Genomic DNA, 22,898 nt, shown 5'->3' on the forward strand with positions numbered 1-22,898 from the left:
TTGCGTGCTGATGTCGCCATTTGACCGACGGTCCAGAAAGAAGGCCGTCGGTGCGCGGCACCGCCCGGGCGCAGGCACACCGCCCGAGGCCAGTGCCCACATCGGCGCCTCACCGGATCGGCTCCGGCGGCGTGTCCGCGAGCGAAAATACCCCTGAGGCATATTGATGCCTCAGGGGTATCGCTGATCGGGCTGCGCCTCGCCGCCCGGGCGGTTCGGCCGCGCGGGGTCAGGCGGCCGAAGCGGTTGCGCCCGACTCACGTCGCGCGGTCGCCGTGGCCCGGCGGGCCGCCGGCGTCGCCGAGGCGCCGGGCCAGCCGGTGGGGGAGTCCTGCGCGGCCGGCGGCGTCGCGCCGGCGGTGGCGCCGCCCTGTGCCAGGTGCAGCGCGCGTTGGGCGTTGTCCCAGGCCGGGCACGGCCAGGGCTGGCCGGCGCAGGCCAGGTTGCGGCAGCCGTCCGCACCATCCGGCTCGTGGGCGTCGGCCACCTGAAGGGCGAGCTTCCACAGCAGCGGATCGCTCACTTCGGCGGGACGGTCTGTGGCGCTGGCGGGCGTACGGCTGGCGTCGGACATGGTGATCCCCCCTCAGGAACAGTGCCGCCCTACCTTCACCGCTCCGGGCCGCCGCTAAACCAGCACGTCAGACCCGCCGGAAACTTTCTCGCCGACGGTGTCGATCCGGTCGGACCTCGTTCGTCGTTCCGGCAGAGCCCGAAAGCCGTCCTGAAAGGTGCGCCGATGACCTCCCCCATCACGTCTTCCGACCGGACCATGTCGACCCGGGGCGACCGGACCCGGTACCTCCTGACCTGCGGCGCGATCGCCGGGGTCGTCTTTCCCGCCCTGTCGTTCGGGCAGGCGCTCAGCCGGCCCGGGTTCGACCTGCGCCGCCACGCCCTGAGCTCGCTCACCCTCGGCGAGCTTGGCTGGCTGCAGACCGTGGCGTTCGCGGTAACCGGCCTGCTGGCGATCGCCTTCGCGGTGGGCCTGCGCCAGGTGCTGCGCCCGGGTCGGGCCGGCACGGTGGGGCCGGTGCTGGTCGGCGTCTACGGGGTGGCGATGATCGGCGGCGGATTCTTCGTCCCTGACCCCGGCTACGGATGGCCGCCCGGCGCACCGGACGGGCTACCCGAGCAGGTGAGCACGGGCAGCATGCTGCACGTGGTCTGCGGCGCCGCGGCGTTCCTGTCGCTGATCGCGGCCGGTCTGATCTTCGCCCGGCGCTTCGCCGGCCAGGGCCGCCGCGGGTGGGCCGCCTACAGCGCCGTGAGCGGCGTCGTCGCGTTCGTGCTCACCGCGTTGCCGTGGAGCGAGGGGAGCGCGAGCGTTCGCTTCGCCGTCGGAGCGGTGATCATCTCCGGTTGGCTCGTCGCCGTCTCCTACCGGGTGCGGGCCGAGGCGACCTGATCGGCGCGCGTGGTGATCTGACGCGGCGGCCGGACGTCCGGCCGCCGCGTCGATCAGAGCGGAGCGCCGCCGAACCCGATCTCGTTGCCGTCGGGATCAGCGGACGATGTGCAGCCCCGCCGCGACCGCGCCCCGTTGATTCAGGTAGCTCGAGATCCGGTCGATCGCCGCGGTGTAATGCGTGCGTCGGCGGTCGAGGCGCGGCATCGATTCGATGGCGGCGGCGAGATCCACGACGCGGATGGTGGGCTTCAGGGACAGCCAGATGGGCGTCGCCTGGACCTGGGTGATCTTCCACCTGCGGTTCGGCTGCTCGGTGAAGGTGAACATGGCGATGACGCCCTCCCGGTTGGCGTCGACCGGGAAGTCGTGCCGGGCCAGGGTGTTACCGACGCCGTACGCGATCCACTTGTCACCGACCTTCTCGAAGGGCTGCACGACGTGGGCGTGGTGGCCGATGATCAGGTCGATGTTGGGATCGGCGATCAGCTGCCGCGCCCAGAACAACTGCTCGCCACTGGGTTCGTGGACAAGCTCGGTGCCCCAGTGGGCGGAGAGCACGATGATCTGCGCACCTGCCCTGCGGGTGGCGGCGGCAGCAGCCTTGATCGCCTTCACGTCGATGCGGTTGGCGATCCACTCCTTGCCGGCCGGCGGCTTCAGCCCGTTGAAGTGCATCGCGTAGGACAGGTGCCCCACCTTGACGCCGTTCACGTTGTAGATCGTCGGCCGGGCCCGCTGGGCGGCGCTGCGGAAGGTGCCGGTGTGGCCGAGGCCAGCCGCGTCGAGCGCGTCGAGGTTGTCGTAGACACCCTTCTCGCCCTGGTCCAGCGCGTGGTTGCTGGACGTCGAGCAGGTGTCGTAGCCGGCGGTCTTGACCGCGGCCGCGAGGTCGGTGGGCGCGCGGAACCGCGGGAAGTCCTGCGGGCTGCCGGGGCCCATCGGTCCTTCCATGTGGCAGATGGCCAGGTCAGCGGCCGAGACGACGGGCTGGATGTCGGCGAACATCGGGTCGAAGTCGTACCCGTCCCGGTTGGCCGCCTTCGCGTCCGCGCGGGCCCGTTGCCAGGTCGGCGGATGGACCAGGATGTCGCCGGAGCCGGCGATGGTGATCTGCCGTGGCCCACCCGACGGGGCGGGTGCGGCGGTCTGGCCAGCCGGGCGGGTTTCGGTCGTCGCCAGGCGGTCGCGAAGAACATCGCCGCGCAGCGCGAAGACGATGCCGGGCGAGAGTACGAGCGCGACGATGAGGACGATGCGGACAGCACGCATGATCGTTCCTAGTGCTAGAGGCGGATGACCCGGCGCAGCCGCTCGCCGAAGTAGCCGGAGTCGACGACACCGTCGCCCCGGACGTCGCCGAAGGTGGGGCCGTCGACGGTGCCGCGGGAGGACACGAACCGCATGCCGCCGTCCTGGTCCTTGCCGAGGTAGATCCCGGAGTGGGTGATGAGACCGGGGTCGTCGTGCAGCGCGAAGAACACCAGATCGCCGGGCTGCATCGCCGAGAGGTTGGTGGGCGCCCGGCTCGGGTTGCGTCCGGCGGCGATGAGCACCGAGCGGGCGTAGGAGGCCATGCTCGACGCGGTGCGGGGCAGTCCGTTGACGGTGGTGTTGACCGGCGCGTTGAACAGCGGGATGCCGAACCGGTAGCCGTAGATGAGTCGGAGGTAGCCGGAGCAGTCCAGGTCGCGGTCCCACCGCTTCGACGGTTTCGCCCGGCCGCTGTCGCTGAACTTCCACGGGATCTCGAGGTAGTCGTAGAAGTCGGCGCCGTCGCGCTCGTCGGCGCTGTGCACGTACCCGAAGCCGGCGTCACCGATGTAGCGGACCCCGTCGTCGTTGACCCCGTCGGGTGCGTCGGGCAGGTACTGCATGGCGGCGGCGAGCACGTCGACCGGCGGGTTCTTCGCCTCGATCTGGTCGAGCAGCCAGCTGGCGAACTTTTCGTCCAGGTCGTGCTCCGCCTGCCAGGCCCGAGGAGCGACCCGCACCCAGGACGTCGAATCGATCACCGCGGGGGTGGTGGACGGTTCGGTGAACTGGCGTGGTGGTCCGGCGACGACGACGGTACGGGCGCCGGCGGTCAGGGTGGCCACCACCGCCTGGTCGCTGCGCCGGCGTACCTCGGTGCGCTCCGGACGGGTCCGCTCGACCAGCTGGTACTGCTGGGTCAGCCGCTCGACGTCGTTGCGGTAGGCGCGGGCGGACTGGGTCGGCCCGGCCCAGCCGGAGCCGGGCGTGGCCGCCGGGCCGCTGTCGAAGAGCTTGACGACGACCGTGCCGGCGACGATCACGACCGCGACCGCCACGACGGCCAGGATGACCCGTGGGTTGCGCATCAGAGCGAGATCATCAGTAGGGCGGCACCTGCGGTGCCGGCGCTGACCACGCCCGTGGCGGCAAGGGTCTGCAACGCTCTCGGCCGCACCAGCTGATAGGTCATCAGCCCGGGAATGATGAACGACAGCGTGTCCCCGCCGAACAGGAACGGGAAGCGCACGTGCAGCAGCACGAACGAGGTCACCGACATGAAGGAGGAGGCCAGCACCGCCACGGCGAAGAGCCGCTTGCCGTAGAGGATCGTGATGCGCTGCAGCACCTTCATGATGGCCACCGTGACCGCGGTGATCGCCACGATGGTGATGAGGCTGCGCGCGTCCTGCAGTGCGGTGAGCACCAGACAGCCGGGCACCATCAGCCCGGCCGGCGCGACGTTGGTGACGAGGTAGCCGACGAGCCCGAACAGCAGTCCCGCGGCGATGACCACGGCGCTGAGTTCGGAGGACAGGTCGAACGTGGGCATGACGGTTCCTTCGCTCATGGCCGGGCCCTGCGACGGTCGGCGTGCAGAACGGCGATCCGGGCGGTGTTGAGCACGGCGGTGGCGGTCAGGTCCGCGCGGGACAGCACGACCGTCGCGTCCATGTCGACCGGGGCCCTGCTGTCCGCCGCCGCCGGCTTGCGCGCGCTGTCCAGCTTGTAGATGCGCTCCAGCGTCAGCGATAGCTCGTCGAACGGCGCGGCCGCGGTGGCCGCGACCGTGACGGAGTGCAGCGCCTCCAGGAGTTCCTCGCCGCGCCCGTGGATGTTGCCGATCATGAGCAGGGCGGTGCCGGTCTCGCCGGCACCGAGCTTGTCGACGATGGCGTCGCGCAGCTCGGTCCCCTTGCGCTGCTCACCGTCGAGATCGACCACCCGGTCGCGCCACTCGTCCGGGATCAGGTGCAGGGCGCTGCGGGTGGGGGAGCCGATGAGGAAGACCCGGCTCGGCTTGATCTCCGGGATGATGCCGCCCATCTGGCCGTTGCGCTCGATCCGGTCGGGCCGGCAGTTGATCACCACGGCGACCCGGTCGCCGATCAGCCTCCGCTCCCGGAGCAGGTTGATGTTCATCAGGGTCGAGGCCGGGTCGTTGGCGGCGAACAAGTTGACCGCGGCGAACCGCCGCCCGTTGTGGGCGCAGGCGTCCACCCGCAGGACGCCGGGGTCGGGGTCGGCCTGCCACATCCCCTTCAGCGCGGTGGCCCGGTCCACGCCGCACAGCTCGGCGACGGCCAGCGCGATCGCCACGTTCTCCTTGAAGGTGATCCATCGGAAGCGGCGCATCTCCGCGTCGGTGACCGTGTCCGGGTCGACGGCGATGAGGGTGCACTGGCGGCGGTCGGCCTCCTCGCGCAGGATGTGCAGCCGGTCCCGCTCCGCGGTCACCACCGTGCCCCGGTGGGGCATCGAGCGGCTCAGCGAACGCGCCACGTCGTCGAGCGTCGGGCCCATCTCGTCCAGATGGTCCTCCCGGACGTTGCTGATCACGACGATGCCGCCGTCGATGAGCAGATCCTGGTTCACCTGCTGCAGCTCAGGCAGGACCGCCATGCACTCCACGACCAGGGTGTCCGCACCCGCGTGCACGGCCCGCCGGACCACACCGATCTGCTCGATGACGTTGACCCCACCCCGGCCGCGGCGGATCGGTACCTCCCGACCTCCCGGGTAGATGAGTCGGGCGGCGGTGCCGGTGGTCTTGGCGAACACGGTCCGCCGCTGGTCCGCTCGCAGGGCGCCGGCGATGAGTCGGGTCACCGAGGACTTGCCTCGGATGCCGTTGACCACGATCCGTGTCGGCAGTTGCGCCAACTGGCGGCGATGGCGAGCGCGCTCCACCACCAGGTGGACGAGCAGGAGCGCAACGCAGATGCCGAGCAGCCACAAGGGCCCTGTCACCGACGTCATCGGCACGGACTCGTCGAGGGCACGCTGCCGCCAGGCATGGTCGTTCTCCGTCTCGAAAGCGCGAGGGTTGATGCGGTGGTGGCCGGCCGTCGGCGCGCAGGAGCGGGCCGGTACGTGGGCGGGCCGCCAGGCCAGGTGTGGACCAGGTCGCGGGGTCGGGTGGGGTCAGATCCTCCGTCCAGGGGCGCCGGCACGGCCGAGCGGCAGACGACCAGTGAATCTTCCACACGTTGTAGCGCTGCTGTCGGCGCCCGAATGCGGCCAGCCCCGGCGCGACTGGGTGGATCGCCGGGATCGCGAAGCCGGTTTTTCCATCGCCTGACGGGTTCGACGCGCCTGCGGCGCACCGTTCGGCGAGGGTGATCCTGCCCGGTCAGGCCAGATCAACAGTCGGGTCGTCCGCCGTCCGCCGACCGATCGTGGCGCCAGATGGACCCGCACGCACGCTTGAATCTCGTCCGCCGTCTCCTACCGTGACGGGTCGGTCACCGACCTTCGGCGTCGGCTCGGCTTCTTGTCGTACCCGCGTGCGAGCATCACGTCGTGGCCACCTCGAAGCAGCCGGTGACGGTCCCGACCGACGTCAGCGTCGACGATTTCCTGGCCGCGGTCCCTGACGACCGCCGCCGGGCCGACGCGCAGCGTCTCCGCGCGCTCATGGGCGAGGTGACCGGCGAGCCGGCGGCGATGTGGGGTCCGAGCATCGTCGGTTTCGGCAGCTACCACTACACCTACGAGAGCGGCCGTTCGGGCGACGCGCCGCTGGTGGGCTTCTCGCCGCGCAAGCAGCAACTCGTCGTCTACCTGGTGGGTGGGTTCGAGGAACGCTACGGCGCGGTGCTCGCCCGGCTCGGCCCGCACAGGACCGGCAAGGGATGTCTCTACCTCAAGCGCCTCGACGACGTCGACCAGAGCGCGCTGCGCGAACTCGTCGACCGCACGATGCGGGTGCACCGGGGGGTCGACCGCGCCAGCAGGAATCGCTGAACCTGGCCGAGCTGGGCCGCGAGCTGACCGCCGTATCCGGCGTAGCCTGCGGCGCCGGCGCGCGGGTCAGAGGCCCGTCCAGACCGCCTTCGCGCCGGAGTCGCCGGTGCGCACCACGTAGTAGAGGGCGAACCCGCCGGCGACCAGCGCCAGCACCTGCAACGACAGGGTCACCACCCGGCTGGGCGCCACGCCACCGGCGGTGCTCGTCGCGGCGGCCCGCGGCGCGACGAACCAGACCAGCGCCAGCGCGACGACCGCCAGCGCGGCCGTGGCGTAGAGCGTCAGGTTGCCGAGTTGCTGATGGGCGTCCAGCTTCGGCACGTAGTCCGGGCTGACCGCGTTGGCGTCGCTCAGGCGGGCGTAGAAGGCGTCGCCGGAGAGCTTCGCGAACAGCGCGGCGACCGGCGCGCCGAGCGCGAGCAGCCCCAGCACCCAGCGGGTGTGCGGGCGGATCGGCGGGATGAGCGCGTAGCCGATCGTCAGCAGGGCCAGCAGCGGCACGAAGACGACGGCGGCGTGGAGGATGAGCGGGTGGGCGGGAATGCCCATGAACTCCTCGAACATCGACGTCTCCTCTGGGCGGCGGCAGGTGGATCATTCACGGTCAGGCATGGACGCTATAGGTACCGGCCGAGCGTGTCAGCCCCCAAGGGTTAGTCCACATTGTTCGGAGAGGCCACCGCTCAAGTGTGGCGGTGCCGCTCAGGATGGGGTCAGGACGAGGCTGGCCGTACGGTTGCGCGCGGCCTCCTTGAACGGGCCGTCCGACTGGTCGGCGGATCTGAGGGTGAACGCGGTCAGTGGCAGATCACCGGCCTCGGCGAGCTCCCGCGCGGTGACCCGGGCTCGGCTCAATGCCGTGCCGGACCCACCGCTGGAAAGCCCGCCGGGGACGGGCACGCTGTGCCCCACGACGGTGATGGGCACGTCGAGGTCGCGCAGCCGCCGGCCGACGTCGGCGAGCAGCGCCGCGCCGTCGGTGGTCAGGCGGGCGTCCCGGCTGAACAGGCCCTCGCGGAAGTAGACCTCGACCGCGCTGGCACGGCGCTTCACGATGACACCGGGCATCGTGAGGCGCCGGCTGATCACGTCGAGCCGGGCAGTCAGCCGCTGTGCGGAGGCGGCCCGCTCAGCCTCGATCTGTGCCAGTCGGCGGGCCAACTCCTCGGTGCGGCGTCCCTCCGCGTCCACGCCGCCCGACGGTGACGGGGTGACAGCCGAGGGCGCGGCTGACGACTGCGCCGGCCGGCGTACGTCGTCATTGGCCACGGCGATCGTTCCAGCTGCCAGGGCGGCGACGGTGAGCAATCCGCCGGCCACGGCGAGGGGCGCCGGCTGGACGACCGGCCGTGGCCGGCGCTTGCCGGCCAGAATGCCGGCGAGGACCCGCCGGCCTTCGGCGGCGCCCGCGTGGTCGGGGTCGATGGCCTGCACCCGTGCCCAGCAGTCGTCGGCGTCGCGCCAGCGGCCCTGCTGGGCGCGGATCCGGGCGAGCAGGTCGAGGACCGCGGGTTCGTCGGACGGCAGCGCGATCAGCACCTCAGCGGCGGCGTCCAGTTCACCGCGTCGTGCGGCGGCGGCGGCCCGACTCGCCGCCAGGTCGGTGTCGATGGCCGGCGTGCTCATCGGAACGCCAGCCCGATCACCTTGTCCTGCTCCTCGTCCGGGAGCAACCGGACCAACCGGCTGTTGACCGAGTCGAGCGCCCGCTCGTCGTTGGTAGCCAGCGCCTCGCGACCCTCCTGGATCAGCCTCGTCGCCTCGCCGGCGGGCCGCATCCGGCTCTGCTGCTCGCAGAGCCAGTAGAACACCTGAACGGACCAGCCGGGTTGGCGCCGCTGGAGTTCGATGAGGAAGGCGGTGACCCGTTCGGTTTCCGACTTGATCCGCGTCGAGTTGCCGCTTTCGATCGCCTCGGTCGCGCGCCGGTCCAGCTCGGCATGCTCCTGTCGATCGGCCGGCTGCCCGGAGCGGGCCACGAGTTCGGCGATCTCGGCGAGCAGTTCGCGCAGCTCGCGGATCATCGCGGGCCGGTCGGCGGCGTCCTCGATGTCGTCGAGCTGCGCCTGCACCTCACGCAGCCGGTCCTCGGCGGTGGCCGCCGCGCCGATGTCGACGGCGGCGGCACGCACCTGCTCCCGCGCGGTGGTCAGTGTGCCCTCCTCCGACAACTGCTCCAGCCGCTCGCGTACGTCCGGTGTCTGCGCGGCGTGCGACTGGCGCAGGGTCTCCACCCGACCCTCGACCTCCCCGAGGGTCCGCACGAGGTCGTCCGGCTTCGGTGCCCGTACGTCGTCGAGGTTGATCTCCGCGTCGAACTGGGTCTGGATGAGCGGGACGTCGGCGACCACGGTGACGAGACTGGAGGCGTCCACCTCGAAGGTCACCTCGACCTCGGTGCCGGCCGGCAGGTCGATCCGTAGATCCACCGGACGGATCTCCAGCATGCCGACCTGCCGGTTCCGGTCGGCACGGCTGCGTTCACCCTGCACGACCGGAATGCGGATCACCGCCTCGCTGTCGGAGCGGCGCAGCGTGCCCGCGGTACGGAACACCTCGCGCGCCCGGGCCGGCAGCGTCGCACCCTTGCGCAGCAGCGGCGCGAAGGCCCGGTCGGCCAGCTGGATCCCGAGGGAGTGGGTGAGGCGCGCGCCGCCGAACTCGACGTCCCGGTGGGTGATCGACAGCGAGTCTGGAACCACCTTGTGCGGCACGCCGGACGGGTCGCTGAGCTCGACGGTGAAGCGTGAGGCCCGGTGCGCGTCGATGTCGACCTCGGCGACGAAGGCGCCCGCGGCGTTCACCGCGATCCGGCCGGTTCGGAACGGGGGCTGGCCGTCCGGATTGCTGAGCACGATGCCGTATCCCGTCCAGTCGACGGGCGAAGGGGCGTGCAGTCGGCCGGCCACCGTGGGGGTCGTGGTGGTGACGCTCGGCTCGTAGGCCAGTTCGAGGCCGAACTCGCCGGCGGCGGGCTGGTGCGAGGGCGGGTCGGGGTGCCGGACGGTGCTGGCGAAGATCGCGGCGCCACGGGCGACCACGGTGGTCGGGTCGAGGCTGGTGTCGAGTGCGATGCCGAGACCGTCACGTGGGTCGGCGAGGCGCTCGCGGAGGCCGGGGGCGAGGGTCACTCCGCCGACGAGCAGCAGCTTGTCGATGTCGTCCGGTCGCAGCCCGCCGTCGGCCAGCGCCTTGCGGCACAGGTTGATCGCCCGGGCGTAGAACGGTTCCGCGACGCGGTCGAGCTGGTCGCGCCGCAGCGTGTACTCGAACGTCTCGGTGTCGCCGCCGCCAACCGTCAGCTCGACCATCAGGTCGACCGCGTCACGGCGGGAAAGCTGGATCTTGGCGTCCTCGGCCGCACCCTTCAGCTTCGCGAAGTTCCCCCGCCAGGCGGGGTTGTCGCGCCCGAAGTCGGTCAACCCGATCGCGGTCGCGGCCGCCGGGGCGAGGATCCGCTCCACCACCGCCCAGTCGATCAGCTTGCCGCCGAGGTAGGGGTCGCCGGCGTGGTTGAGCACCCGCAGGTCGCCGTCCCGCTTGCTCACCACCGCCGCGTCGAAGGTGCCGCCGCCGAAGTCGAAGACCATCCAGTACGCCCGGTCGTCGGCGTCATGGAAGCCGTACGCGAACGCGGCCGCGGTGGGCTCCTGGACCAGCGGGCACGCGGAGCTGAATCCGGCGAGCGCCGCCGCCTCCGTCGTTGCCTTGTTCTGGTTCAGGGAGAAGGCCGCCGGCACGGTGATCACGGCGGCGTCCGGTGCGCTGCCCGTGTGGTGCGCGGCGTCGGCCCGCAGCGACTTGAGCACCTCGGCGGAGAGTTGCGGTGGTGTCAGCCTCGTGCCGCCCCTGGTGAAGTCCATGCCGGCGTCGGCGAGGCCCATCTCGAGTTTGAACTCGGCGGCTGCGTTGTCCGGGTCGCTCTCCACCCGCTCGCGCGCCTTGCGACCGACGTGGACCATGCCCGGCTTGGGGATCCACACGGCCGACGGCGTGATGTCCCAACCGTCGTTGTTCTTGATGACAGCGACCGCGCCGCCCTCTTCGACCACCGCGATCGCGCTGTTGGTGGTGCCCAGGTCGATGCCGAAGTCAATGGTGTCACGCATCGTCACTTCTCCTGTCGGGGGATTGGCCAGGGGTACCGACGATCACCTGCCCCATCTGGACCAGGCGGCCGTGCAGATAGACCGAGGGCCGCACAGTCTCCAGGACGATCTCACCGGTCAGGGCCGGGTTCTCCTGGTAGACGAGCACTTCGAGCGCCCGGCCGGGGTTGAAGGCGTCACCGTCGTGGTCCTGCACGACCAGGCCGGCGTCGGCCAGTGCTTCGGCGCAGGTACGCAGGTAGCGAGCGGCCTGGCGGTCGCGGGGGGTGGGCCGCTCGCCGGGTGGGGCGAGCTTGCGTTCGGCCCGCCACAGGTTCGTCGCGGCCGTCGCCAGCGCGGCCCCGTCAACCGGGGGCTCCGCAATCGGATCTGGATCTGGCGTCCGGCTCGGGGTGGCTGCCCGGGCCTGGGTCAGCAGCTCCTCCAGCTGGACGCGTTGCGGTTCCGTCCACGCGGGAACGGGGATCCGGAACGCCCGGTGGTGCCGGCGCTGGCGTAGCTCCTCGCGCAGCCGGTTCAGCCGAGTCACAGCATCACCCCTCGTCGCCACAGGGTCAGCTTGGGCAGGTAACGCGCCCGCAGCTCCGGTGACAGGTTGACCGCCTCCTCCATCAGATCGGCGGCGCGACCGAGTTGGCCCGCGCGCCGAGAGAGTTCCAGGGCCTCGGCGGCCAATTGGAGGGCTCGCGCGCTCGGCGGCGGCGGGTCCACGGCATCGTCGCCGGGCGTCACCGCCGCACCAAGGGTTCTCCGCCGGTCGCGCAGCTGCGCGGCCAGGACGCCCGCCGAGGCCGGGCGGTTCGCCGGCGCGACGTCGAGGGTGGCCAGCACGATCCGGTCCAGGTCCGCGTCCACCTCCGGGTTGTAGCGGCTGGGTGGCAGCGGTGCCCGCGCGAACCGGCTCGGCGAGTACGACGACAGCGGTCCGCTGTCGTCGTAGGGCAGGCGGCCCGTGAGCAGCAGGTACGCGATGGTGCCGACGGACCACACATCGCTCGCCCGGGAGTAGCCCTCGCGTCGTAGCACCTCGGGCGCCATGAAGGCGAAGGTCCCCTGGGCGCTGGCGAGCATCGTGAACGGGTCGGCGCGCTTGGCGAGGCCGAAGTCGCTGATCCGGATCCGCATGCCGCTGCCGTCGTAACCGACCAGGATGTTCGCCAGGGTGAGATCCCGGTGCAGGATCGGCGGGTCCTGGTCGTGCGCGACGGTCAGCCCGGCCGCGATCTGCTCGGCCACCTCGACGACCAGCTCGACCGGAACGGTGGGGGAGTGGGCGCGGGACAGCCGCTCCAGGCTGCCGCCGGCGACGTACTCCATGGTGAAGAACCCGCGAACGCCTTTGGCCGTGGGTACGGTGCCGGCGTCGAAGAGGCGGACGATGTTCGGATGCCCCAGGGTGGACAGCAGTCGTGCCTCCTCCAGGAGCGTGCGGGTGTCGTCGAGCGACGCGACCCGCTTGAAGACCTTCATCGCCTGCCAGCCGAGGTACTCGTGACGCACCCGGTGCACCTCGGCGAACGCGCCCTCGCCGAGCAGCCGGTCCACCACCAGCGTCTCGGTCACCTGGTCACCGTTGGCGAGCAGCGTCACGAGCCGTCCTTCGCCTCGGCCGGGCGGACGTTGAGCCGGTATCCGATGCCGGTGACCGTCTCCAGGATGCGCGGCGTGGACGGGTCCGCCTCGATGCTGCGGCGCACCGCACGGACCACGCCGGCGAGGTCGGCGCGGGTGTAGGAGCGGCTCGGCGGCCACTCCTCCGGCGGGCCCCACAGCGCGGAGATCAGCTCCTCGTGACCACACGCGACCGCGGCGCCGTTGCTGCTACGACCGACCATGTACCGCAGCAGCTGGTGCCCCTGGGGGCGCAGCCCGCTCACCGGGGTCTCGCCGTCGGTGTCGCAGCGGTACGCGCGCGCCTCCACCCAGTCGTAGCGCACGCTCGGGCCGCGCACGGGCAGCGCCGGTGGCGGCTCGAACGGTGCGGGTTGCGTGGTGTGCGGGTCGAGCAGGGTCAGCTCCCAGTACAGCGGTTCACCGTCCGGCGACATGTCACCGAGGATCAGCAGCGTGTCGCCGTGGCGCAGGCGGCGGCGGCCGACGAGGCGTTCGCTGCGGCCGCTGAGCGATCGCAGCAGGGTGCCGTTGACGCTCGCGTTGTCGGTCACCGACCAACCCGCGTCGACGACATCCAACGTGCAGTGCAACCGACCCACCCAGCGCTGCGGGTCCGGTTCGAGCAGCACGTCGGGGGTGTGGTCCGGTGCGGTGCGGCCGACCGTGACCGGCCCGTCCGCCAGCTCCACCCCCGTGACGACCCCCTCGGGCGAGCGGACGCGCAACCGCACGGCCCGGTTCGACGACGCGACGCTCATCGTCATATCCCCCCTTGCGACCAGTGGTCGTCCTCGTGGTGAGCCAGGCAGGCCACGTAGTTCGGCGGCGACGCGTCCTTCCACCACGGCGGCCAGGCGGCGGTCACGGTGTATCGCTCGGGGAGCTGGCGCGTACCGGTCAGCTCGCGGCAGGCGCGCCCGGCCTCCTCCGCCACCGCGTCTTCGTTGGGCCAGGGCCCCGTCACGTGCGGGTAGCCGAGGATCTGCGCCCAGTGGGGCTCTTCGCAGCGCACGATGGGCAGCGCCTCGTCCCACCTGTTGTCGAAGGGCCGGGTGGACTGCACGCAGTAGCCCACCGGAGCGTTGTGATGAGATCCGCGGCGCGATGTCAACGGCATCGGAACGGGGAACACGGCGGAGACCGGGTTCGACACGGCGGCCTGGCGCTTCAACGGCTCGTCGTCGGCACGACGGCCCGCGCAGGTCGCGTAGTTGGCCTCCGGGTTCAGCTCGTCCCAGTCGGCAGCGTCGGGGACGATCACCTCCGCCTCGTACGTGGGAGGCGACAGGAAGAACTGTGTCATCCTCTCCGTGCACGTGAACCGGGCCAACCTGCTGAGCGTCTCGTCACCGGGATACTCCGCGGGCTCCACCATCAGTGGCAGGTACGCCACGACCTCGGCCCAGTGCTCCTCCCCGCAGTCCACCACGGCCACCGCCGAGTCACCGTCGCGCCAGTCGTCGGCTTCGGCGACGCAGGCGACCGTCGCCGGATTGGCGCCCCGGTCGGGCTGGTGGAGGTCCACGCGTTGGGCGTCGGGGGCACCGGTGGCACGCTGATAGAGGACGTAGCTCAGGAGCAGCACCGCGCAGACGGCCACGACGCCGACCAGCCGCCGGCGCGGGCGACGCACACCGTATGCGCGCGGCGCGGAGCTACCCGACCGCTGGTGGTAGCCGGTGCCGCCGGCGTCGACCTCCGCCAGCATCTCCCGGATCGCGGCGGTCACCGCTGGGTCGCTGGTCTGATTGAGCAGGGTGCGCAGCAGCTGCGCGGTCGCGTACGGCCCGTGGGTCCGCCGTAGCTGCGCCACCTTCGCCCGGAAGTCGCGCAGGTCCCGTTCCTCGCGGACGTACCCGTCGCGGTTCTCACGGATCCGGCGCACGGTCTGCGGGTCGGTGGCGAGCTTCTCCGCCTCGCCCAACCACGCCCGGACCTCGCCCTCGTACCGCCCGGTCTGGCCGTACTGAGCCAGCGCGCAGTTGTTGAGCAGCACCGCGAGCCGGTTGCGGACGGTGGCCGTGCGGCGATGGCGGTCGAGCGGGGCAAGCCCTTCCAGCCGCGCGAGGGCCAGGTTCGCCTGCGCGTGCATCCGCGCCACCGTGCCCTCGGCTTCACCGGAATCGAGCCTCGTGTGCAGGTCGCCGATGAGCGCGTCGAGCGCCGCGTACTGTGGGCCGGCCGCCTCCTCCACGAGCCGGTCCCGGTCCGGAACCGGCCAGTCGGCGAGGCTCTTTGCGAACGGCGCGGGGTACGGCGCGGACGCCGCCAGCTGCAGCAACGGCTGGACCAGCGCCGTCGGCAGCTCCGCGCGCAACACGTCCACGCCGGAGCGGTCGAGCTGCCGGTCGTCGAGCTGCTCGACCCGGTGGTGCAGGTGACGCCAGAACGCCGCCGATCGCAGCGTCCTGGTCCAGGCCGCTGCCGCCGTCGCCCAGCTGTCGTCCACTCGGCCGTCCATGGCCAGGGCCAACGTCTCGGCCGGCTCGATGTCGAGCGCGTCGGCGTGTGCCTGCACGGCCCGGTCGTGGTCCGCGTGCAGGCTCTCCGGGCAACCGCAGCCAGCCGGCGCTCCCCAACTGGCGAAGATCTCGTGGACCAGACGACGTCGCGGGTCACCCAACACGACGTCGAACGCGGCTCGAACCTCCTCCGGGTCGACCGACGCGCCCAACCCGTCGATATCGGCGCCCACCTGGAGCGCCGCCGCCAGCCGCTGCTGCTGGCGGCGCGCCGTCGGTCGATCCACGTCGACCGGCAGGCCGGTCACCCGGAACGCGTTTCGTTGGTACAGCTCCGGCCCGGCCAACTCGCGCAGACCAGCCAGCAACGCCTCACTCATGCCGGCTCCCCAGGACGACATCACGGTCACAGATCGGCTTGCTAGTCAAGATCGTAGCGTCTTTCGATTGGCCTCGATGTGGCTCGACACGGCTGGAGCGCCAAAACTGGCCCGGACGCCGCCCGCCGAGACCTCGCCGCCGTGGACCACCTGAGTCTGACGAGCGCGCTGCAACCAGGCCACGGAAGACAGTTGGAAATCAGATGCACGTACTGTCGAACTCACGTTGCTGCCGACGCGCTCGCCGGTAGTCGTCTGCGGTGCCGGGCGCGCGGCCGCGGCCAGCCTGGACGTTTCTGCCACGAGAGGACCAGTTCGGTGACCACACCCCACTCGCCCGTCCCGCGGTTCCACCTCGCCATGCCCGTTGACGACCTCGACGCCGCCCGTCACTTCTACGGCGAGATCATCGGATGCGCCCAGGGACGCAGCGCGCAGAACTGGGTCGACTGGAATTTGCGCGGTCACCAGTTCGTGACGCACCTCGCGCCGGGGCGCAGGCCGCCCGCCCACAGCCAGGTCGACGGGCACGACGTACCCGTCCCGCACTTCGGACTCCTGCTCACCATCCCGGATTTCCACGAGCTGGCCGACCGGCTGCGGGCTGCCGGCACGGCGTTCGTCATCGAGCCCTACCTGCGCTTCACCGGGCAGCCCGGCGAGCAGTGGACCATGTTTCTCCTCGACCCGGCCGGCAACGCCCTGGAGTTCAAGGCGTTCGCCGACGACTCCCAGGTGTTCGCCGTGTGAGTCGGCCGCCGGTCGCCGGACGCTCTCGGCTCAGCGGTCACAGCGCAGCGCGGACAGGTCGACGGCGTCGGCCATCGCCTGCATGCCCTTGTCGTTCGGGTGCAGGTGGTCGCCACCGTCGAAGAACGGCAGGATCGCCTGCGGGTCGTACGGGCTGCGGGTGATCCTGTCGAAGTCGACCACCGCGTCGAACGCACCACCGTTCCTGATCCAGTCGTTGACGCCCTGGCGCACCGTCTCGCCGGCGGCGTCGTACTCGGACCAGCCCTTGTACGGCATGACCGTCGCGCCGACGACACACCTGCCCGCCGCGTGCGCCCGGTCGATGATCTGCCGGTAGCCGGCGACCAGGTCGTCCACGGTGACGCCGGAGTGGGCCTTGATGTCGTTGATGCCTTCGAGCAGGAACACCGTGCGGACCCCGGGCTGGGAGAGCACGTCGCGCTCCAGTCTGCGCAGCGCGGCCTCGCCGGCGCCGTCCGCGAGCACCTTGTTGCCCGAGATGCCCTCGTTGGCCACGCCCTTCACGGTGCTGCCGGACGCGGCCTGCAGCCGCCGGGAGAGGTAGTCGGGCCAGCGCCGGTTCGCGTCCGTGCTGGAGGCCCACCCGTCGGTAATGGAGTCGCCGAGGGTCGCCACCGAGCTGATCGTCGTGGACGTCTCGACGCTGACGGCGTCCAGCCAGTACCAGGAGCTCATCGGGTCGGTCCAGTTGGTCGCCGCCTCCTCGGCGGCGTGATCGCCCGCGGCCGCGTAGTTCGTCTGCATGGCCATGCCGTGACCGGTCGTCGGCCCCTCGGCGCCGGTGACATAGAGGCTGACGACCAGGTTGCTCTGGGCGGCGAGCCTCCCCGGCAGCGGATCGCTGAGGACCGTCTCACCCGCCGGCACGGTGACGGAGGGCCGCCCGCCGAAGGACAGCTGGCGGTTGCTGCCGCGGATCAGCTCCGCGCCTTGGCGTTGCAGCCCCGCGTGGGCACGGGCGAAGGTGACCGGGTGCTCGCCGAAGGCGTTGCTCAGGCGGACGCGCAGCGCCGTGCCGCCGACGCTGGTGCGTACGACCAGCCGGTAGCTGCGGTCGGCGGGCCCGGCGCCCTGCCGGTCGGCGCTGGCGCCCCAGGTGACCACGAAGTGCCGGTCCCGGCCGGCCGGGGTCGTTGCCGGCTCGTCCTGCGCCCGCGCCTGCGTGTGGGCTGGCGTCTGCACCGAGGCCGGCGGCCGGGCCTGCGCCGCCGACGCCGTCAGGGGTACGCAGACCGCCGTGACCAGTGCGGCGACGACCGCCAGGACGCCGGGCCGAGCCCGGCGCCCGGTGCGGCGGCCCGGGTGGGCCCGCATCAGAGGTCCCTCAGCGTGACGGACTCGCCGGACCTGAGGTTGATCTGCCGCGCGGCGCCGCCGGCGACCAGGGTCGTGCTGCGCCCGCCGACGCTGGTCAGCGTCGCCTTGGTGACCTTGCCGTTGCGCCAGCTGACGTCGGCGACGAAGCCGCCGCGGACGCCCACGCCGCTCACCGAACCGGCTCCCGCCCAGGCGGCGGGCAGCGCGGGCAGCAGCTCGACGTGGCCGGGCCGCGAGTAGACCAACATCTCGATGATCGCGGCCGGGGTGCCGAGGTTGGCGTCGATCTGGAAGATGCCGCGGCCCGGGTTCGTCTCGTAGATGTCGAAGAGGTTCATCGCGGTGCCGTTGCTGCCGTTCGTCGACGGCCTCAGGTTGTTGACGATGAGCTGGTAGGCCTTCTCCGCGTTCTTCAGTCGGGCCCAGCACAGGCTCCGCCAGGCGTTGGCCCAGCCGAAGCTGTTCATGCCGCGCGCGGTCAGCAGCGCGGTCGCGCCGGTGACGATCTCCGGCGGCGTGGAGTCGTCGGGGCGGATCCGGTCGCCGGGGAAGAGGCCGATCAGCGGGGAGAGGTGCCGGTGGGTGGTCTCACCGAGGTTGTCGGGGGACATCCACTCCTGCAGCCAGCCGGTCGTGGGGCTGACCTCGGGCAGGTACAACCGCTGGCGAAGCCCGTCGACGGTCTCGGCGTAGCCGGTGTCCCGGCCGAGCACCTGGGTCGCGGTGCGGTAGTTCTGGAAGAGGTTCCACACCAGCTCCTGGGAGTAGGTGTTGCCCTTGGTGTCCTGCGGGCCGTGCTCGGCTGACCAGTCGCTGTCGGCGACCAGCACCTCGCGGGAGGCGCCGGAGGTGTCGGTGACGGTGGTGGTGACCAGGCGGGTCTCCCAGAACTGCACGGCGCCCTTGAGCAGGGGGTAGACCTTCGCCAGGTAGGCGCGGTCCTGGGTGTACTCGTAGTGCTCGAACAGGTTCTGGCAGAGCCAGGCGTTGCCGGACGGGTGCCACCACCAGCCGCTTCCGCCGTACGGGTTGGTGGAGAAGGCGACCGCCCATCCGGCGATCCGGCCGCTGGAGTTGCGGAACCGGTTGGTGGGGCTGTTGAACAGCCGTCGGGTGACGTCCGTCCAGGCCGGCAGCTGCGCGAGGCAGTAGTCCGCGAAGGCGTCGAAGCAGTCGGTGAGGCCGGCCCGGTCGGCCAGCCAGTAGTTCATCTGGATGTTGACGTCGGTGTGGTAGTCACCCATCCAGTCCGGGTCGTTGCCGTCCAGCCACGGGCCCTGCAGGCCGATCGGCAGGCTGCCCCGCGACCCGGAGATCATGAGGTAGCGCCCGAACTGCAGGTACGCGGCCTCCAGCTCCGGGTCGGGGACGTTGTCCCGCCAGCGCGCCTGCACCCGTTCCCAGGTGTCCAGTTCCCGCTGCGTGGCGGACGACGAGCCGAGGCTGAGGCCCAGCTGCTCGAAGAGCGGACGGAAGTCGGCGACGTGGGTGTGCAGCAGGTCGCGGACGGACTCGCGGGCCGCGGCCAGCACCTTCGTCCGGGCGAGACGCTCCGGGTCCACGGACGGGTCGCGGAACCCGGCGGCCGGGTCGGGGGCGTAGTTGGTGCCACCGCTGAGCACGACGGTGAGTTCCCGGCAGCCGGTGAAGGAGATCGACGAGCCGGTGACCGCGACCTTCCCGCCATTGCCGCGGGCGGTGACGGCGGCGCCGTAGCGCAGCCCGTTGGCGAAGGAGGCGCCGAACGACGCGTGCCGACCCGCGCTGTCGGCCGTGGTCGACTCGCCGTGGGTGCCGGCCAGGGAGATGGTGCCGGTGTACGAGCCGCCGCCCTGCTGGGAGAAGTGCAGCACGATGACATCGTCGGGGCGGCTGGCGAAGATCTGCCGCCGGTAGCTGACGCCGTCGACGTCGTACGTGGTGCTGACCAGCGCCTGGGCCAGGTCGAGGGTACGGCGGTAGTTGTCGACGGCGCCCAGATCGTGCCCGGGGATGTCGATGGTCAGCGTGGCGAGCAGGGTCAGTGAGCCGAAGTCGTCACGGCCGTAGGGGAACTGGCCGTCGTCCTGGAGCGTGTCGTTGAGACCGCCGGTCCACAGGGTGGCGTCGCTGATCGTCAGGTGTTCGCTGGCCGGGTCGTTGCTCGCGAGCGCCCCGAGGCGTCCGTTGCCGACCGGCAGGCCCTGCTCGATCACCGAGTTCGGCGAGCCGGGCGCCTGCCACCAGAGTTGGTTCCTGATGGCCTCGCCCGCGGCGAGCAACGGCGACTCGGTGGGCCGGCGGGGCGCCGCCGAGGCGGCGAAGGTGGGCAGACCGAGGGTGCTGGCCGCGCCGGCAGCAGCGGCGAGGGCGAGGAAGCCCCGGCGGCTGGGACGGATGTCGCGCGGTTCGGTGTTCCGGTGGTCCATGGCGGGTTCTCCAACCGGGGGCGGGTGGCGGGTGCGCGGATCGGAAGTGGGTGCGTTCAGGGACCGCTGGGAGAGCGGCTCCCGGGCGCGGCCCGGCCCCGTGACCGGGCCGCGCGGGGTGTGTCAGAGCGTCTGCGGTACGACGATCTTGTCGATGTCGGGCGCGTACCAGGTGCCGCTGTCGACGGTGATGGTGTTGGCGCCGGACTTCAGGGCCAGCTGGACGCTGATGGTCTCGGCCGTGCCCCAGTCACCGGTGGAGGGGAACTTCACGCTGGCGCCGTTGCCGCTGTTCGAGGAGACGGTCGCCGAGCGGGCGTCACCGCTGACGTAGGCGACGGTGACGGTGTAGATCCCGTCCTTCTTCACCGTGACGTCGTTGAACTGCACCTTGCCGCCGAGGTAGAGATTGCCGACCTTCTGCCCGCCGGAGCAGGCGTCGCAGCCGGCGACCGAGGCGTTGCCGCTCAGGGTGTTGGCCGCGGACTCGGCCTCGTAGCTCGTGGTGGCCAGCGGGGTGCCGGGCCAGACGGTGAAGAGTCGCGAGCCGTGCGCGGGCAGCGTCGCGGTGATCTTGTTCTTCTGGGCGCCGAGGTTCTTCCTGTTCCACAGGTCACGCACCGCGGCGTTGCCGGTGAACCCGAAGCTCGCCCAGTGGGCGGTGACGGCGGCCGGCGCATCGGCGAGGTTGAACAGGGCGACGGTGTAGCTGCCGTCGGGGTTCTTACCGCCCCAGACCTGCTGCTCGCCCGCGACGGCCACCGGTCGGGCGGGCGGCGCGCCGTTCTGGTCGACCGCGATGACCTCGCGGTTGGTCAGCAGGGACAACCCGTAGTCGTCGAGGCGGGTGAGGTCGTCCCCGCTGTACAGCGGCGACTTCGAGATGGCCCACAGGGTCAGATAGCTCTGCCGCTCGGCCTTGGTGAGGCCGTCCATCTCGCCGTTGCCCACGTTGATCGAGTCGAGGTCGTTCCACCCGCCGGGGCCGGCCTTGCGGCTCCAGGCCGGCGCGTCGTCGAACCGGTCGTCAACCGAGTTTTCCCAGGTGACCAGGGTGTTGCAGTAGCACTCGACGTCGGTGTCGATGCGCCAGCCGTTGGAGTACCGCTTCCAGTCGGCGGCGTGGTTGATGTCGAGCGACCAGGACAGCTCAAGGTGGATCGGGCGGCCGGTGGCGGCGATGGCGGCCTGCCAGGCGGCCACGTCGGCGACGTTGTTGTAGTTGTCGCCCGACTTGAACGAGCCCGGGCCGACACCGTCGAGCTTCAGGAAGTCGTAGCCCCACTCGGCGAACAGCTGCGCCTGCGAGTCGATGTACTTCTGCGCGCAGGGGTTGTCGAAGTTCAACTTGTAGGCGCTGTCCCAGCCGTTGGTGGTGCGCAGGTCCGGGTAGACGATGCTCGCGGTGGTGCAGCCCGGCGCGTTCCAGATCGGCGTCGCCCCGCTGTTGTACGCCTCCTTCTCCAGCCCGACGGGCAGGTAGATGCCGGCCTTCAGGCCCAGACCGTGGATGTGGTCGGCGACGGCCTTCATGCCGCGGGGGAACCGGACCGGGTCGGGCGTCTGCCGGGCGTACTCGTCGAACTTCGGCGCCCAGCCGTTGTCGCGCCACCAGCCGGCGTCGATGTTGACGTACTCGTAGCCGTACGGCTTCAGCTTGGCGGCCATGGCGTCGGCCTGCTTCAGCACGTTCGCCTCGGTGAGGTAGCTGTAGTCGCCGTCGGGGTTCAGGCCCGGATACTTCGAGGACTGCATGCTCCAGCTGGTCCACCCCATGTAGGGGCGCTCCGCGACGCCGGCCGCCGCCGGAGCGGCAACCGTCGACGGACCGCTCGGCGCCGGCGCCCCGGCCTGCGCCGGGACGGCCCCCGCGCCGAGCGTCACGGCCAGCGCCGCGGCCACGAGGGGGAGGCCCGTCCGGTTTCGGCGCCGGCCGGTGCCGGCCTGCCTGCTGGTTGTCGTCGGTGACGGCATGTCAACCTCCTGCTGACGCGGGTGGATGGTCGCGATAGGGCGAGTGGAACGCCGAGCGGTCAGGGAAGAACGAGCGACTGGATGCTCACCGCGGCAGCGCCGCGGGCCCATTCCTCGAAGGGCAGCGGGCGGATGGAGAGCGGACACCGTGCGGCGGCGCCGAACGCCTGGCGTTCGAAGCTGGTACGGATGTGGGTGTCGAACAGGTCGTAGGCGGCCAGCCCCTCCCCGGACACGACGATCCGGGTCGGGCCGACCAGGTTCGCGACGGCCGCGATGCCGCACCCGATCGCGGTGCCGGCGCGGGTGAAGACGGCGCGGACCTGCTCGTCGCCGCCGCGCGCCAGGGCCACCGCCTCGTCCATGGTGAGGTCGTGGCGGCCGGTGCGCTGCCGGGCCTGCGCCACGATGGCGTCGGTGCCGGCGACGGACTCGACGCACCCGCGACCACCGCAGTGGCAGTCCGGGCCGGTGGTGTCGACGGCGAGGTGGCCGATCTCGCCGGCCACGCCGTACGAGCCGGAGACCAGCCGGCCGTTGACGACCAGGCCGCAGCCGATGCCGGTGCCGACGGTGACCAGCGCGAACGACTCCGCGCCCACCCCCTCACCGAACCAGTGCTCGGCGGCGGTGAGCGCCTTCACGTCGTTCTCCACCGTCACGGTGAGCCCGGTGACCTGGGCCGCGCGCTGGCCCAGGGGGATATCCCGCCAGTGCAGGAACGGCGAGTAGCGGACCAGGCCGGTGCTGCGGTCCACGTCGCCGGAGAGGGCGAGCCCGAGCCGGCGAACCCGGCTCCGGTCGCCGGGAAAGGCGGCGAGCAGCCCGTCGGTGAGCCGGCCGACCTCGGCGAGCACTGCCTCGACGGAGGGGTCGGTCAGCGGCCGGCGAGCACTGGCCCGCACCTGCGCGCGCAGGTCGCAGACCACCCCGATCAGCTCGTCGGCGGTGATCTTCACACCGAGAAAGAACTCCCGGTCGGCCCGTACCACCAGGGGGCTCGCCGGGCGTCCGGCGCCCGGCCCGGTCCGCTCGGTCGCGGCCAGTTCCCGCAGGTAGCCCAGTTCGATGAGCGGACGGGCGGCCTTGGTGACCGCGGCGGAGGAGAGCCCGAGCCGGCGCGCCAGGCTGACCCGGCTCACCGGCCCCTCGGTCAGCACCGTCGTGAACACCGCGGTCGCCGCCGGGGCCCCGGCCAGCGAACCCGTGTCACTCCCAGGAAACATGGC

Annotated in this window: 19 protein-coding genes; 3 read left to right on the forward strand and 16 right to left on the reverse strand. The window is 71.5% G+C overall.

From position 1 onward, the window contains the following. Positions 1–229 precede the first annotated feature (229 nt). Entirely contained in the window at positions 230–574 is a 345-nt protein-coding gene (locus tag ACIP9D_RS21350; RefSeq protein ID WP_350873784.1) for a hypothetical protein, read from the reverse strand. 165 nt (positions 575–739) lie between these two features. On the opposite strand from ACIP9D_RS21350, the gene ACIP9D_RS21355 reads away from it, so the two are divergent. Continuing rightward, positions 740–1,408 (forward strand): DUF998 domain-containing protein, encoded by a 669-nt coding sequence (locus ACIP9D_RS21355; RefSeq protein WP_350873785.1) that lies wholly within the window; start codon positions 740–742, stop codon positions 1,406–1,408. 96 nt (positions 1,409–1,504) lie between these two features. Here ACIP9D_RS21355 and ACIP9D_RS21360 read toward each other — a convergent pair whose 3' ends face one another. From ACIP9D_RS21360 to pgsB, 4 genes are read right to left on the reverse strand one after another with little or no spacing between them, the layout of a single operon-like run. Continuing rightward, positions 1,505–2,680 carry a CapA family protein gene (locus ACIP9D_RS21360; protein ID WP_350873786.1) on the reverse strand — a complete coding sequence of 392 codons (1,176 nt, stop codon included), beginning with the start codon at positions 2,678–2,680 and terminating at the stop codon, positions 1,505–1,507. A gap of 14 nt (positions 2,681–2,694) precedes the next feature. Further along, positions 2,695–3,750 carry an NlpC/P60 family protein gene (locus tag ACIP9D_RS21365; RefSeq protein WP_350873787.1) on the reverse strand — a complete coding sequence of 352 codons (1,056 nt, stop codon included), beginning with the start codon at positions 3,748–3,750 and terminating at the stop codon, positions 2,695–2,697. After that, entirely contained in the window at positions 3,750–4,214 is a 465-nt protein-coding gene (locus tag ACIP9D_RS21370; protein ID WP_350873788.1) for a poly-gamma-glutamate biosynthesis protein PgsC/CapC, read from the reverse strand. Before ACIP9D_RS21370 ends, ACIP9D_RS21365 begins: the two co-directional genes overlap by 1 nt. A 14-nt stretch (positions 4,215–4,228) precedes the next feature. Beyond that, positions 4,229–5,632: a poly-gamma-glutamate synthase PgsB gene (pgsB, locus tag ACIP9D_RS21375; RefSeq protein ID WP_350873789.1), complete on the reverse strand. Its 1,404-nt coding sequence runs from the start codon at positions 5,630–5,632 to the stop codon at positions 4,229–4,231. Between the two features lie 552 nt (positions 5,633–6,184). Between pgsB and ACIP9D_RS21380 the strand changes: the two genes are divergently transcribed. Next, complete coding sequence (locus ACIP9D_RS21380) at positions 6,185–6,628, forward strand: DUF1801 domain-containing protein (RefSeq protein WP_350873790.1); 444 nt, start codon at positions 6,185–6,187, stop codon at positions 6,626–6,628. A 66-nt stretch (positions 6,629–6,694) separates the two neighbouring features. On the opposite strand, the gene ACIP9D_RS21385 is transcribed toward ACIP9D_RS21380, so the two are convergent. The 7 genes from ACIP9D_RS21385 to ACIP9D_RS21415 form a co-directional block, all read right to left on the reverse strand. Continuing rightward, the gene (locus ACIP9D_RS21385; protein WP_350873791.1) at positions 6,695–7,195 is read right to left on the reverse strand and encodes a DUF2231 domain-containing protein; all 501 of its coding nucleotides are present in this window, start codon (positions 7,193–7,195) and stop codon (positions 6,695–6,697) included. Between the two features lie 138 nt (positions 7,196–7,333). Further along, positions 7,334–8,257, reverse strand: coding sequence for a hypothetical protein (locus ACIP9D_RS21390; RefSeq protein ID WP_350873792.1), 924 nt, complete (start codon positions 8,255–8,257; stop codon positions 7,334–7,336). Continuing rightward, entirely contained in the window at positions 8,254–10,740 is a 2,487-nt protein-coding gene (locus ACIP9D_RS21395; RefSeq protein WP_350873793.1) for an Hsp70 family protein, read from the reverse strand. Before ACIP9D_RS21395 ends, ACIP9D_RS21390 begins: the two co-directional genes overlap by 4 nt. Further along, positions 10,733–11,269: a hypothetical protein gene (locus tag ACIP9D_RS21400; protein WP_350873794.1), complete on the reverse strand. Its 537-nt coding sequence runs from the start codon at positions 11,267–11,269 to the stop codon at positions 10,733–10,735. The genes ACIP9D_RS21395 and ACIP9D_RS21400 overlap by 8 nt, the downstream gene beginning before the upstream one ends. Further along, positions 11,266–12,330, reverse strand: a complete 1,065-nt coding sequence (locus ACIP9D_RS21405) for a serine/threonine-protein kinase (RefSeq protein WP_350873795.1) — start codon at positions 12,328–12,330, stop codon at positions 11,266–11,268. Before ACIP9D_RS21405 ends, ACIP9D_RS21400 begins: the two co-directional genes overlap by 4 nt. Then, the gene (locus ACIP9D_RS21410) at positions 12,327–13,112 is read right to left on the reverse strand and encodes an FHA domain-containing protein (RefSeq protein WP_350873796.1); all 786 of its coding nucleotides are present in this window, start codon (positions 13,110–13,112) and stop codon (positions 12,327–12,329) included. Before ACIP9D_RS21410 ends, ACIP9D_RS21405 begins: the two co-directional genes overlap by 4 nt. Positions 13,113–13,114: 2 nt before the next feature. Continuing rightward, positions 13,115–15,196: a septum formation family protein gene (locus ACIP9D_RS21415; RefSeq protein ID WP_350873797.1), complete on the reverse strand. Its 2,082-nt coding sequence runs from the start codon at positions 15,194–15,196 to the stop codon at positions 13,115–13,117. Positions 15,197–15,514: 318 nt separating this feature from the next. Between ACIP9D_RS21415 and ACIP9D_RS21420 the strand changes: the two genes are divergently transcribed. Next, positions 15,515–15,946: a VOC family protein gene (locus tag ACIP9D_RS21420; protein WP_350873798.1), complete on the forward strand. Its 432-nt coding sequence runs from the start codon at positions 15,515–15,517 to the stop codon at positions 15,944–15,946. 30 nt (positions 15,947–15,976) lie between these two features. Here the strand turns inward: ACIP9D_RS21420 and ACIP9D_RS21425 are convergent, their stop codons facing one another. From ACIP9D_RS21425 to ACIP9D_RS21440, 4 genes are all read right to left on the reverse strand, one after another. Then, positions 15,977–17,284 carry an SGNH/GDSL hydrolase family protein gene (locus tag ACIP9D_RS21425; protein WP_350873799.1) on the reverse strand — a complete coding sequence of 436 codons (1,308 nt, stop codon included), beginning with the start codon at positions 17,282–17,284 and terminating at the stop codon, positions 15,977–15,979. After that, on the reverse strand, positions 17,284–19,695 hold the full coding sequence (locus tag ACIP9D_RS21430) for a glycosyl hydrolase family 95 catalytic domain-containing protein (RefSeq protein WP_350873800.1): 2,412 nt from the start codon (positions 19,693–19,695) through the stop codon (positions 17,284–17,286). The genes ACIP9D_RS21425 and ACIP9D_RS21430 overlap by 1 nt, the downstream gene beginning before the upstream one ends. Positions 19,696–19,818: 123 nt before the next feature. Next, positions 19,819–21,669 (reverse strand): carbohydrate-binding protein, encoded by a 1,851-nt coding sequence (locus ACIP9D_RS21435; RefSeq protein WP_350873801.1) that lies wholly within the window; start codon positions 21,667–21,669, stop codon positions 19,819–19,821. A 59-nt stretch (positions 21,670–21,728) separates the two neighbouring features. Then, entirely contained in the window at positions 21,729–22,895 is a 1,167-nt protein-coding gene (locus ACIP9D_RS21440) for an ROK family protein (RefSeq protein ID WP_350873802.1), read from the reverse strand. Positions 22,896–22,898: the final 3 nt, after the last annotated feature.

Source organism: Micromonospora sp. NPDC093243 (assembly GCF_044753725.1).
GTDB lineage: Bacteria > Actinomycetota > Actinomycetes > Mycobacteriales > Micromonosporaceae > Micromonospora.